This window comes from Bradyrhizobium sp. DN3 (genome assembly GCF_041357655.1).
In the GTDB taxonomy this organism is placed as follows: Bacteria; Pseudomonadota; Alphaproteobacteria; order Rhizobiales; family Xanthobacteraceae; genus Bradyrhizobium.
In genome coordinates, this window is the sequence record NZ_JAULLN010000037.1 from 1 (window position 1) to 12,466 (window position 12,466).

13 protein-coding genes and 1 pseudogene are annotated in these 12,466 nt (G+C 61.0%); all 14 read right to left on the reverse strand.

The features are described from left to right. A pseudogene (locus AAE027_RS35080) lies at positions 1–277 on the reverse strand (Fe-S cluster assembly protein SufB); the annotation flags it as partial. Positions 278–471: 194 nt separating this feature from the next. After that, positions 472–666 carry a 4Fe-4S dicluster domain-containing protein gene (locus tag AAE027_RS35085; protein ID WP_091881649.1) on the reverse strand — a complete coding sequence of 65 codons (195 nt, stop codon included), beginning with the start codon at positions 664–666 and terminating at the stop codon, positions 472–474. A gap of 759 nt (positions 667–1,425) precedes the next feature. Next, positions 1,426–2,538 (reverse strand): alanine dehydrogenase, encoded by a 1,113-nt coding sequence (gene ald, locus AAE027_RS35090; RefSeq protein ID WP_130212173.1) that lies wholly within the window; start codon positions 2,536–2,538, stop codon positions 1,426–1,428. A gap of 388 nt (positions 2,539–2,926) precedes the next feature. Continuing rightward, positions 2,927–3,973, reverse strand: a complete 1,047-nt coding sequence (gene hypE / locus AAE027_RS35095; protein ID WP_130212172.1) for a hydrogenase expression/formation protein HypE — start codon at positions 3,971–3,973, stop codon at positions 2,927–2,929. Next, positions 3,970–5,112, reverse strand: a complete 1,143-nt coding sequence (gene hypD / locus AAE027_RS35100) for a hydrogenase formation protein HypD (RefSeq protein ID WP_370990492.1) — start codon at positions 5,110–5,112, stop codon at positions 3,970–3,972. Before hypD ends, hypE begins: the two co-directional genes overlap by 4 nt. Next, complete coding sequence (locus AAE027_RS35105; RefSeq protein WP_349524403.1) at positions 5,109–5,288, reverse strand: HypC/HybG/HupF family hydrogenase formation chaperone; 180 nt, start codon at positions 5,286–5,288, stop codon at positions 5,109–5,111. Before AAE027_RS35105 ends, hypD begins: the two co-directional genes overlap by 4 nt. A gap of 55 nt (positions 5,289–5,343) precedes the next feature. Continuing rightward, positions 5,344–7,599, reverse strand: coding sequence for a carbamoyltransferase HypF (gene hypF / locus AAE027_RS35110; protein ID WP_370990493.1), 2,256 nt, complete (start codon positions 7,597–7,599; stop codon positions 5,344–5,346). Further along, positions 7,596–8,555 carry a hydrogenase nickel incorporation protein HypB gene (gene hypB / locus AAE027_RS35115; protein WP_370990494.1) on the reverse strand — a complete coding sequence of 320 codons (960 nt, stop codon included), beginning with the start codon at positions 8,553–8,555 and terminating at the stop codon, positions 7,596–7,598. Before hypB ends, hypF begins: the two co-directional genes overlap by 4 nt. Further along, positions 8,555–8,896 carry a hydrogenase maturation nickel metallochaperone HypA gene (gene hypA / locus AAE027_RS35120; protein ID WP_370990495.1) on the reverse strand — a complete coding sequence of 114 codons (342 nt, stop codon included), beginning with the start codon at positions 8,894–8,896 and terminating at the stop codon, positions 8,555–8,557. The genes hypB and hypA overlap by 1 nt, the downstream gene beginning before the upstream one ends. After that, on the reverse strand, positions 8,889–9,983 hold the full coding sequence (locus AAE027_RS35125; protein WP_370990496.1) for a hypothetical protein: 1,095 nt from the start codon (positions 9,981–9,983) through the stop codon (positions 8,889–8,891). The genes hypA and AAE027_RS35125 overlap by 8 nt, the downstream gene beginning before the upstream one ends. A gap of 100 nt (positions 9,984–10,083) precedes the next feature. Beyond that, positions 10,084–10,947, reverse strand: a complete 864-nt coding sequence (locus AAE027_RS35130; protein ID WP_370990497.1) for a hydrogenase expression/formation protein — start codon at positions 10,945–10,947, stop codon at positions 10,084–10,086. Next, positions 10,944–11,384, reverse strand: coding sequence for a hypothetical protein (locus AAE027_RS35135; RefSeq protein WP_370990498.1), 441 nt, complete (start codon positions 11,382–11,384; stop codon positions 10,944–10,946). Before AAE027_RS35135 ends, AAE027_RS35130 begins: the two co-directional genes overlap by 4 nt. A gap of 190 nt (positions 11,385–11,574) precedes the next feature. Further along, the gene (locus tag AAE027_RS35140; protein WP_370990499.1) at positions 11,575–11,865 is read right to left on the reverse strand and encodes a HypC/HybG/HupF family hydrogenase formation chaperone; all 291 of its coding nucleotides are present in this window, start codon (positions 11,863–11,865) and stop codon (positions 11,575–11,577) included. Between the two features lie 16 nt (positions 11,866–11,881). Beyond that, positions 11,882–12,466, reverse strand: a complete 585-nt coding sequence (locus tag AAE027_RS35145; protein ID WP_370990500.1) for a HyaD/HybD family hydrogenase maturation endopeptidase — start codon at positions 12,464–12,466, stop codon at positions 11,882–11,884.

Here is a 12,466-nt window from a genome sequence, read left to right on the forward strand (position 1 = left end):
TCGGCGCCGCGTAATAGTAGATGTCCTGGAAGTCGATCTTGGGATATTCGACGCGCGCCCAAGTCGGCTCGGTCATGGTCAGCCAGCGGCGATGCGCCTCCAGGCGCCATTCCAGCATCCAGGCCGGTTCACTCTTCCTTGCGGATATGAAGCGAACGGTGTCTTCCGACAGCCCCTTCGGGGCCTTGTCGGACTCGATCAGCGTCTCAAACCCATATCGATATTGGTCGACGTCGATCCGCCGGACGCGCTCGACCGTCTCTTGTACAGCTACCATCGCCCGCTCCGCTCGCGCAAGGACAACTCCCGCCGCCGAGGATTGCGCCGCAATCTCTCCGAGCGGACCGCGCAAGTCACGGCCAACTCGGGGCCAGCGAGTGAGAGAAACAGGAGACGGATCCAAAAGGCGGCGGCTGTCGATAGCATCTTCATCATGTTTCGCGCCGGAGCTCCTCTCATCGGTTACTCCACCTATGCTGGCACGCAGGTATCGGGCACCGGGCAAACGACGGCGCATTGCGGCGTGTCAAAATGCCCCTCACATTGGGTACACTGGGTCGGATTGATCACATATATGTCGTTCTTCAGGCTGATCGCGGCATTGGGACATTCGTACTCACACGCACCGCAGACGGTGCACTGGGATGCGATTATCTTGTAGGCCATGACTGCGATTCCATGAGCAAAAGGTGCGGGACAGTTTCTTGCTTTCAAGTCTTGTGCCAGACGGTTTAACCTTGATTCGTCTGGGCTATTTTCGATAACGCGACTCGCCGCCTCGACACGGTGTCGCAAATCCTACAACGGGCATGACAGCAACTTGATCTCGATGCGGTGGTTTACGCATGGTCGATCTCACGGCAGTCAGCCGATCAGGTGAACCGCGTTAGCCAACCTCAGGGAACGATCTGCGATCCTTCCCAAGGCCGCCGTGCCGCGGCTACGATCGAAGCGCCGCGCGACTTCACAAAGTTCTCCGCCGGTGTGTCAGGTCGACCCCGAGCCGCATCTTGTTGGTTCCACTCACCGGGACAGCGGCGGCTTCGGCGACATCACCACGATGAACAACCGGCGCAGTGATCACCGGTCCGGTCCGCGTCCGCACAACCAGTCAGAAAAGGTCGCGGCGATCGCGCCAGATAAAGTCGCTGAGGTGATCGCGGGCGCCCTGGGGACCCGCGGGACGCATTCTCAATTGCCTTGGATGACTTGGCAAAACCGGCATTCATATGCGCTTTAAGAGGCGAAAGTACATTGTCTCGCATCGTGCGGGCGACTGAAGCCAGGCCTTCGTCTGGTGATCCTCCGCTTCGCTCCGCGTGGCAAATAAATGCCGGTGGCGGTCCAGATCGATGGAGCCGAAAAAAAGCCACCCCGAAGGGTGGCCTAAGTCAGGGAGGAAACGCCCATCACGGGCCTCTGGGATCAGGCCGCAGCCTGTTCGATCGGTGAGAAGGGTAGCCCGAGGCTTTCGGCCACCGCTTTGTAAGTTAGCCGGCCCCGATGGACGTTGAGGCCTGCGCGCAAATGCGGATTTTCGAGCACGGCGGAAAAACCCTTGTTGGCCAGAGCCAAACCAAACGGCAGCGTCGCGTTATTCAGTGCCTGGCTCGAGGTCAGCGGCACGGCGCCGGGCATATTGGCCACGCAATAATGAATGACGCCATCCACTTCGTAAGTTGGCTCAGCGTGAGTGGTTGGGTGCGATGTCTCAAAGCAGCCGCCCTGATCGATAGCGACGTCCACGAGCACCGCCCCCTTGCGCATCGAGCTCAGCATGCTCCGGCGGACCAGCTTCGGCGCGCTCGCACCTGGAACGAGCACCGCACCAATCACCACATCCGCCGCAAATACCTCTTCCTCCACGGAGTCGATGGTCGAAAACCTGGTGCGAACGCGTCCTTCGAAGAGCTCGTCCAACTCGCGGAGCCGGAGTATCGAACGGTCGATGATGGTCACCTCTGCGCCCAGACCGACCGCCATGCGTGCCGCGTGCGTGCCAACGACGCCACCTCCGATCACCACGATTCGGGCCGGCTGAACACCGGGTACCCCGCCGATCAACAGCCCTCGTCCGCCTGCACTCCGCTTCAGGGCGCTACCCGCCGCTTCGATCGCAAGCCTACCCGCGACCTCGCTCATCGGCGCCAGCAGTGGAAGACCACCATGCGCATCAGTTACGGTCTCATAGGCGATCGCGGTGCATCCAGATTTCAGGAGGCCCTTGGCCTGATCCGGGTCGGGGGCCAGATGCAGATAAGTGAACAGGATCTGATTTTCCCGCAGCTGACACCATTCGGACGGCTGAGGCTCCTTAACCTTTACGATCATCTCGCTCGATGCGAATACCTCAACTGCGGAAGTTAGAATCGTTGCGCCAGCATTGCGATAATCGTCATCGGTTGCACCAATGCCAGCGCCGGCATTGGCTTCGATCATCACGCGGTGGCCCGCTGCCACGTATTCGCGGACAGCTCCAGGGGTAAGGCCCACGCGATATTCGTGCGCCTTGATTTCCTTGGGGACTCCGACCTTCATTTGAAAACTCCCTGCCTGAAGCGCCTTTCTAATCGGAAGCGCGCAGCGATATTGCGACCCAGCCGTCAAAATGGCGCAGGAATTCAGCGATATTTGACAAGCTTCGCAGGATTTCAAACCCACGGGTGCCGAGCGGATCGCGTGACCATGCTCGCTGAGCTTAACCGTCGAAACTGCGCGATGGCGGTGAATCGTTTCGAATTGCGTGCTCGGCTCGTGGAAAAGCTAACAACCGAAATCCAGCCTCGCCGAAACTTGTTAAAGAGCGAAGATCGCAGTCTGCCGGTTGGGCAGGATTGCCCATAGAAGGGATCGTTTCCAGAGTTGATGGCTGATGGCCATTGATCATAAATTTGGTTTCCAAAAAACTGGACGTTGCGCAGCGTGTTCAACAGATCCGAGGCAATTGTTCGCCCCACAGCCAATCGACGATTCGTCGGCCGCCGAAACCGGTCGCCATCTGCACAAATTTCCGATCGTCAGCCACCGCCTCGCCAATATCAGCTGCATCGGACCCGAGCGGGTGCGCCTTCATGGCCGCAAGCACGGCATCGGCCAAATCAGGCGCGACGATCGCAACGAGCTTGCCCTCATTGGCGACATGGACCGGATCGAGTCCAAGGAGTTCGCAGGTAGCCGCAACCGCGGGCTTCACCGGAATGGATGCTTCCTGCAGGCGGAACCCGAGGTCGGATTGATGCGCAATCTCGTTGAGGGTCGCGGCGAGCCCACCGCGCGTGGGGTCGCGCATCACCCGGATGCCGCCACCGCCGGCGGCAACCATGACCGCTACGAGGTTATGCAACGCTGCGGAATCCGAGACGACCTCGGTTTGAAAAGCGACGTTCTGCCGTTTTGACATGATCGCCACCCCATGATCGCCGAGGCTACCGGACACCAGCACACGGTCCCCGACCCTTGCCTTGTCGGCGGAGAGATCGAGCCCATCGGCCACAATCCCGATCCCGGTCGTAGAGATGAACAGGCCATCCGCCTTGCCGCGCTCGACGACCTTGGTGTCCCCGGCAATGATGTAAACGCCGGCCCCGCGCGCTGCCGCGCCCATCGAATCCGCGATCGCCTTCAGATCCGAAAACCGGAAGCCCTCCTCGATGATAAAACTGGCCGACAGATACAGGGGACGCGCGCCGGACATTGCGACATCATTGATCGTGCCGTGCACAGCCAGTGACCCGATATTGCCGCCGGGAAAGAACAGCGGCGAGACCACATAGCCGTCGGTCGTCATCACCATCCTGCCTGCCGCAACGTCAAACGCCGACTGATCATTGCAGCGGGCGAGCCATTCATTACCAAAGGCTTTGTGAAAAAGGCCGGAGATCAGCTGTGCCATGGCACGGCCCCCGGATCCGTGAGAAAGATCAACCCGTCCGTTCTCGACGTCGAGCTTGCGTTGATAGGCCTTTACGCTCATGACGTCCGCCTCAACTGTTCATCGCGAACTCGGCCATAGGTCCAATACGCCGCACAAGCGCCTTCCGATGACACCATGCAGGACCCTATGGGAGTTTCCGGCGTGCAGACGGTTCCAAACAGCTTACAATCGACCGGCCGCTTGGCGCCACGCAGGATCGCGCAGCACTCGCACGCCGGATTGTCTGCGACACGCAGGTCGTGGATCGCAAAACGCGTCTCGGCGTCGAATTGCGTGTAAGCCCGCTTCAGCTTCAGTCCGCTGTTGGGTACGAGTCCGAGCCCACGCCATTCAAACTGCTCACGCAGTTCGAATATCTGCGCTACCTCCTCCTTGGCGCGCCGATTGCCTTCGCGTGTCACTGCACGGCTGTATTGGTTCTCCACCTCGTAGCGATCTTCGTTCACCTGCCGCACCAGCATCAGGATTGCCTGCATCACATCGAGCGGTTCAAATCCCGCGATCACGATAGGCTTCTCGAATTGTTCCGCCAGGGGCTCGTAAGGCTGCGTACCGATAATGGTGCTGACATGTGCAGGCCCGATGAAGCCGTCAATTGGAGCCCCGCCGGTGTTGCGGATCTTCGGGTTCTCGAGAATGCTGTGCATTGCAGACGGTGTAAGCACGTGGTTGCAGAACACGCTGAGGCCCTTCAGCCGCTTCTTCTCGGCAATTCGGATCATCACCGCCGTCGGGGGCGTCGTGGTCTCAAATCCGATGGCAAAGAAGACCACCTCGCGGCTCGGCGCCTGTTCGGCGAGCCGGATAGCGTCGAGCGTCGAGTAGACCATCCGAATGTCGGCGCCAAGCGCTTTGGCTCGCAACAGGGACTGTCCTTGCGATCCAGGCGCGCGCATCAGGTCGCCGTAGACGCACAGAGTGACCTCTGGTCGCTCGACGAGGCGGATCGCCATGTCGATTCGGCTGGCGGGCAGAACGCAGACGGGACAACCGGGCCCGTGGATCATGCGGACGTTCGCGGGCAGCAGATCCTCCAGGCCGTAGCGGGAGATCGCATGAGTGTGTCCGCCGCAAAATTCCATGAACCGATAGGCTCTTTGCGAACTGACCTCTGCGCCAATCGCACGCGCAATTCCCTGCGCGATGGCCTTGTCGCGGAATTCGTCGGCATATTTCATGATCGGCGTGCCCCTGCGCTGCCTAGCTCCTGCAGGAGCTCTAGCGTGCGCTTGGCTTCCGTCGGATCGATCTTGGCCAGCGCATAGCCGACATGGACAAGGACGCAATCGCCGACCTCGAGCTCGTCGATGAGAGCAATCGATATCTCCAGGCTAATGCCATCGATGGACACCATGGCCATGTCGTTGGGAAGAATTTTCGCGATCTTTGCCGGAACCGAAAGACACATATCAGGCTGTTCCTCCCCTGGCGGACGACCGTTGAGCAATCTGCAGAGCGGCAATCCAGGCCTGGCCAAGGCTCAAACCGCCATCATTGGGCGGCACCCGCTGTGGCACCAGCGGGGTAAGGCCGGCAGCGCTGCAACCGCGTGGGATTTCATCCGCCAGCACCGCGTTCAGGAAGCAGCCGCCGCTCAGAACGACAGTATTAACGCCAGTTGTCCGCGCAGAGCGCGTGACCCAGTCAACGCAGGCGGCGGCGAAGGTGCCATGAAACAGCCCGGCTCCGCCCACGGCGTCAATGTCATCTGCAATCAATCGCGCAAACAGCGGACGCAGCGACAGCACGCCGCCATCGATCGTCCAGCCGGCTTCGAGAATCGCGGTCCGCCGCACCAGCGCCTCGAGCTTCATCGCCGCTTCGCCCTCATAGCTCTGCAAACTCGCAATCCCCAGCAGCGCCGCTGCCGCGTCGAACAACCGGCCCGCACTGGTCGTGGTGGCCCCGCCCGGCTGATCGAGCAAGGCCGACACACATCCAGCCTGCCGTTGCGCCGCAAAGCGCGGCCTGATTTCGTTAGTCCGGCCGAGCCCGTGCAATACTGCGCTCGCCATGCGCCACGGCTCGCGGGCTGCACGATCTCCACCAGGCATTTGCAGCGGCGCTAAGTGCCCGATGCGTCGGCAGCTCGTCCCTTCACACAACAATAGTTCGCCACCCCAGTTACCGCCCTCGGAGCCAAAGCCATGGCCATCGAGCACCAGGGCAAGCGCAGGTCCCGTATGGCCATGCTCGGCGATCACTGCGGCAGCGTGTGCGTGGTGATGCTGGACAGCGATCAGCGCGCGGCCATTTGCTTCCGCAAACCGGGTAGAAGCCATATCGGGATGCAGATCATGGGCGACCACGACAGGCTCCACGTCAAGACTCGATGTGAGGTGTCGGATCGTCTCCTCGAACGCACGGATGCCTTCGGCCGTATCCAGATCGCCAATATGCTGAGAGACGAACGCTTGGTTGTCCCGCGTGATGGTGACGGTCGATTTTAGTGCGCCGCCGACGGCGAGCACGGGCGGCACAGACTTCGCAAGCCGGATCGGTTCGGGAACATAGCCACGGGCACGACGAATGAATTGCGGCCGGCCAGCCACCACCGACACCACGGAGTCATCAGCACGCGTCAGGATATCGCGATCATGGGTCACGATAAGGTCGGCGATCCCCTTGAGCCGCCGCAGCGCCTGCGCGTTGTCGATCAGGAGCGGTTCGCCGCAAAGATTGGCACTGGTGGCGACGATGACCGGACCGGCCCCCGCACATGCTCCTGCCGAGCGAAGCGCATGAAAGATGAGGTGATGCAGCGACGCTACAGGCAGCATGACACCCACACGCGATAAGCCAGGAGCTATGGCGGGCGCCAGATTGTTGCGCGAAGGCAGAAGGACGATGGGACGTGCTACGGATTCGAGCAGCGTAAGCTCGGGCGCGTTCGCCTCCGCGATGTCGCTGACGCGCTCTATGGAATCGACCATAACCGCGAACGGCTTCTGAAGGCGCTGCTTTCCCCTGCGCAAACGCTGCACGGCGTCCTGGTTACGCGCATCGCAAAGAAGCTGGTATCCGCCCAGCCCCTTTATCGCCACGATTTGTCCCCCCGCGATTGCCGCGACAATGGCGCTGATCCCATGGCTGAGCCGAGGACCGCATGTCGGACACGCGATGGCCTCAGCATGAAACCTGCGGCTCGCCGGATCGGCATATTCGGCCGCGCAGGCGGCGCACAGCCGAAAAGCCCTCATCACGGTGTTGTGGCGATCGTACGGAAGCCGTTCGGCGATGGTGTAGCGTGGGCCGCAATGGCAGCAACTGATGAATGGGTAAAGGTAATGCCGATTTTCTGGATCGAACAGCTCATTGAGGCATTGCTGGCAGGTCGCGGCATCAGCGACGATCTGCGTTGAAAATTTGCCGCCTTCGCTCGTACCGATCGAAAAGTCTTTCGCCGCGAGCGCCGCAGTCTCCCGAACGCAGATGTGGTCGATGCGTGCCAATGGAGGCGCCTCGAGCGGCAACGTGGCGACAAACTCTGACGCACGGTCGCCCTCGACCTCGATGATAACGCCCTCGGGGCCGTTGATGACAAACCCCGCCAATCCGTACCGCATAGCGAGTCCATAGACGTAAGGACGAAACCCGACCCCTTGCACGGCCCCACTCACGCGCACGCGCAGCCGTGTTCGGTCGCAGGTGGTTGCGGCGCTCATCGCCTTGTGTCCTCTACGGCGCGCCTCTGATGCCCCGCCTGTCTATCGATCCAAGCGTAGAGCGCGCCAAAACCCTCGCCGGTACGCGCCGAAACTACAAGCACGTCGATCTTTGGATTGACGCGTCTGGCGTATTCGATGGTCTTGCCCAAATCGAACTCAAGCAGAGGGGCCAGATCAATCTTGTTGATCACCATGAGCGACGAAGCGGCAAACATATCAGGATATTTGAGCGGCTTGTCTTCACCTTCGGTCATCGACAACACTACGATCTTGCAGGCCTCGCCAAGATCGAAGGCTGCGGGACAGATCAGATTACCGACGTTCTCGATGAAGAGAATACCGCCCGTGAGCAGCGGCAAGCGGCGATAAGCCTCGCCAATCATTGCAGCATCGAGATGGCAACCCTTGCCGGTGTTAACTTGAATGGCCGGCACGCCGGCGGCCCGAATGCGTTCGGCATCGTTCGAGGTCTGCTGGTCGCCTTCGATCACCCCGACCGGACGGCTACTCTTGAGCTCGGAGACGGCGCGGACAAGCAGCGTCGTTTTACCCGCACCGGGACTGGACAAAAGATTAAATACAAGCAGGTCATCGGCTACGAAGAGCGCGCGGTTGTCCGCCGCAATCCCATTATTCTTGCCAAGAATATCGCGCTCGATCTGAATGACCCGCTCTCTGCTCATGCCCGTGACCTTCAAGGCAGCCGGCCCAGCGCCGCCGCTCAGAAGCGCCTGCCCGCCATGAGCCTGGTGATGGGCAGAGCGATGATGGTGACTATGACTATCGCGAGCATGGTATGAACGCTGCAGGGCTTCGTCGCCATGAGGATGGGCATAATGGCGATCGCAATCGTCCTGCACATGGGCATAGTAACGCGCGTGGCTCTCCGCATCATGCGCTTTTGCGCATTCGGTCGACGGCGTCCCTACGCTGCAGCCGCAAACGGTACACATCAATCGATCTCCAGCTCTTTCACCCGCATCTGTTCGCCCGCGGTTACCTGCAACTGATAACTGCCGCAGCAGGGACAGCGCTCACCGCGCCGTGCAATTTCGACGCTCTTCGAACAGCTCATGCACCAGGCAACGCCTGGAAGTTCGACGATGTTAAGGACCGCGCCCTCGGCAACGGTCCGCGTTGCAACGACAGCAAAGCAGAACCTGATCGCCTCAGGCGCGGCATGACTCAGCGCTCCCAGCTCCAGACAGACGCTCCGCACCCGCGAAAACGACCGATGACGTACCTCCTCCTCGACGATTTGAATAATGCCAAAACAAATCGCCATTTCATGCATCGCCAACTTCGCGAAAATTGAGGGTGAACCCGACGCACGGATCAAGCGATGCAATCACTGCATGGACTGCATCCCGACGTCGTCTCGCCGTCAGCACCGCGCCCTGCAGGTTCCGGACAAGCGGTCCGCGCCGGTGGAAATTCCACTCCGTCGGCGCGAGGAATTCGAAGCGGGATATCCGGCCCTGAGGATCAAGCTCAACCGCGTGGAAGAGACGCCCCCTGGCGCATTCGACCGCGGCCGCTGCACGGCCGGGCCCTAGCTTATATCTTTCGACAATCCCATGCTCTGCCGAGTCAATCTGAGCACCGGCCTTGAGCCAGGCGCATAGCCGGAGGATTTCAGCAATTCTGGCCCTCAGCCGCTCGGCCGCACCGGCTGGTCTCGGCGAGAGCCGATCACGCGTCATTTGGCGCGCCCATGGACCCGTCTCGGGCGCATGTCCGTCGAGATCGGGACAATAGCAAAATGTCGTGTCATCCACGAGCAGCCGTTCAATGATTTTGCGGTCGTCAGCAACAGACAGGTACGAGTGCTCCGCCGGAATTGACTTCAGTTCGATCTCATCAAGCGCTGCAATGCGAAGCGCCAATGGGCTACCGGACCTCAGCGCGCCACCCTCATTCGGCATGCCGAGCGCGGCCAGCGCAGCCACAATCCGTGCTGTCTCTTCGCGTTGAGCGGAGCCCCAGGCTGGCTGTGCGCTGCCGACAAGCGCTGACATTCCGCGCATCAGGGAGCGGATTGCCGCCGCACTGGCGATGTCTTGCGTAAGATGTCCGACAAAGAGGCCCCGTAGCAAATCCGCGATGCGTTCGGTAACGATAAGCGCAATACGATGCTGTCTTGTTGTGCGGGTGATCGCTTCGTCGCGCGCCGTCTCAATCGCGGACAGCAGTGCGGTTTGCTGCGCGGCGGCACACAACGCAAAGAGCCGCGGCAGCACCTTGAGCAGCGACGAGGCCTGTTTGCCGGCGAACAGCCGCGCCAGCGGCGGTCGGACACGCGGCAGGATCTCGACCGCGGCGACTACGTCGGCAGCTAGCGATACGGTGACATCAATTTTGTTGCGGGCAGCGAGGCTCATGCGCACCGCTCCGCCAACATCCTGCGCAAGCTATGCCGGCGGTCGCTGCGCACGCGCCGTCTACGGGATCCCACCCGATGCCGAATGTTCTCCCAGCTCTTCATGTGAGGTACGCCTTAATAATTTCCTGCATGCGTTCGGCAGAGTCCTGGAAATCCTCGTCGGCAGCCAACGCAACAATCGGCACACCGCCGACCTCCAGCGTATCAAGGATGATATTGTCCGTAGAATTGAAGAACTGCACCGACCAGACGTTCCTGATCCCGGTCGCCTGCACTCGGCAGGTGCCGTAGCCGCGGAAGATGAGTTGGACCGGACCATTGCCCACGCTTTGCTGCAGAAACGCCAGGTCGATAACGCTCATCGGCAGCAATGTGAGATTGATGACATGCGCGCACATGCCAAACCGCCAGACGCGCGCCCGCTCGCGTATTTCCGCCAGCACCGGTTGCACGTTCATCGCGCCGTCCGGCGCGGCGCCGATCACAATATCGGCGGACGTCAGGTCAGTTGCGGCGCGCCGCACAATCTGCGGGATCGCCCCGACCTCAAGATATTCGTGCGCCGGCTCGCTCCCGATGCGCACGCGCCAGATTCCCGCAAGCACGGACTCCCGGATCTGCGCCAAAGAGCCATCTGGCAGGGCAACCACGCCGGCGACCTCACCTTCTCCGAGCACTTCGCCTATCAGCTTGCGCTCGGGATCGCTGAGATTCGCTAGTCCGTACAGTTGCGTCCGAGCGCCGCTTCTCTGGCTGCCAACGGCAGCAGCGGCATTCGATAACAGCGCGGTGGCATTCGGATAGTTCCTTGCAAGCTCGTCGCCATCGCGCCAAGCGCGCTTGGCGAGCGCGCTCGCACTCGTCAACCCGCTATGGAATACATCGAGACTTCCAGAGCCCGTGGCAAGGTCGCTCGCCGCCCGTTCGGCGCCGTCGGATACAACGCGGATCGCTGTTTTCATGATGCGATGTTCCGTTGGATGTATCGAGAGGCAATGCACTTGCCGACAGAAGTGCTGCCGGCGTGTGGCCGAACGATCGGTACCGAGATGCGGTCGATCGTAACCAAACGGACTGGTCTTTTGCCGATCAGGCGGAGTGTATCGCGCCGACGGCACAGGCTCGGCGTCGACGGGCCACGCAGGCCGAGCCGGCCGACCAGTTCGCCACCAACGCCGCCCGCAGGCACTGCGACTTGCTTTCGAAACGCCTTGACCATTTCAGGAAGGAAGAATGCGAGCTGGATGATCCGGAGCAAATATAGGGGATCGGCCGCCGACAGCGGCATCACGGCCGCCCTCACGGGGGCGTGCGCGGCCAGGCGCGCATCGACGCTGACGCCCTCCACGTCGGACCGAGCGGGCCGCGCCAGACCATGCTGCGCCGGCTGCAACTTCATCACACGCCTTTCTGATAATGTCCGGTTCTGCTAGCAGGCTATTAGCAAGGCGCATGCCAATCATCATCTGGCCGCGACTCCAGCTCGAACCAACGGCTCGAAGCGCCTGACATTTTCCATGCAAAGGTTACGTGCGACTGGAATTCGATTTGTGAGCAAGCCTAGTCGGCGCAACAGGCGAACGGAACTGCTAGCGTAGGTGCTCCGGCAATTGCGGCTCATGACCGATCAAGTCCGCAAAGCAGCGATCGCAGTCCTGGCCGTTGAGGCTGGCCTCAAGCCCGTCAAGTGCTGCCGAGATCAGCCTTGCTTCATTTTCGTCCAAAAGCCGCACCGCGCGGTCGATATGAACGAGCACCTTGGCGCCGACCGACGCGTCGGAGACCAGCATGACCGAGACGCGCCGCTGTTCATTGCCATACTCGCACAGCGCCGTGATGCCGTCGGTCTCGACAATCGTCATTGGCAAGCCAAGGCACATGGTCAGTCGCGGGCCGCTAGATCGGCTGCGCCCTCATCTCATAATTCGCATGGTCGATATTGTTCGCCAACAGCCGTTCTGATGCAGGCAGCGGCGCGGTCCGCGGTTTTGCCGGCGAGTCCCACTGCGCCAGGAGTTTGCAAGCCAGTTCAATCGCAGGCGCAATCTGAAAGCGCACCGGGGCGGTCAGCGGACCGCCCCAATGCTCCAGGTCCAGCGGCTGACAGCCGATGAGAGCGAGCTCTCGCGGGCGGCGGCCAAGCAGGTCGGCCGCACTCAAAACCTCCTGAAAGCCGGTCTGATGCAGGCTCACCTTCTTGGCGGCGGTAAATTTTGGCACTTCGTCATCTCGCACAAGCTTCAACTGGCCGGGCAGCAATCCATAGTCGATGGCATCGAACACGATCAGGCAATCGGCCTGCTCAAGAAAACTGACGAGGTAGAGCCCCTGTGTGCCGCCATCGAGGACGGTGACGTTGTCATCGATGGCGTAGCGGCGATGAAACTCCTCGACCACCCGCACGCCGAACCCCTCATCCGCCCACAGAATATTGCCGATGCCGAGCACCAAGATTCGTTTCTTATTTCCCGCATTCAGCAT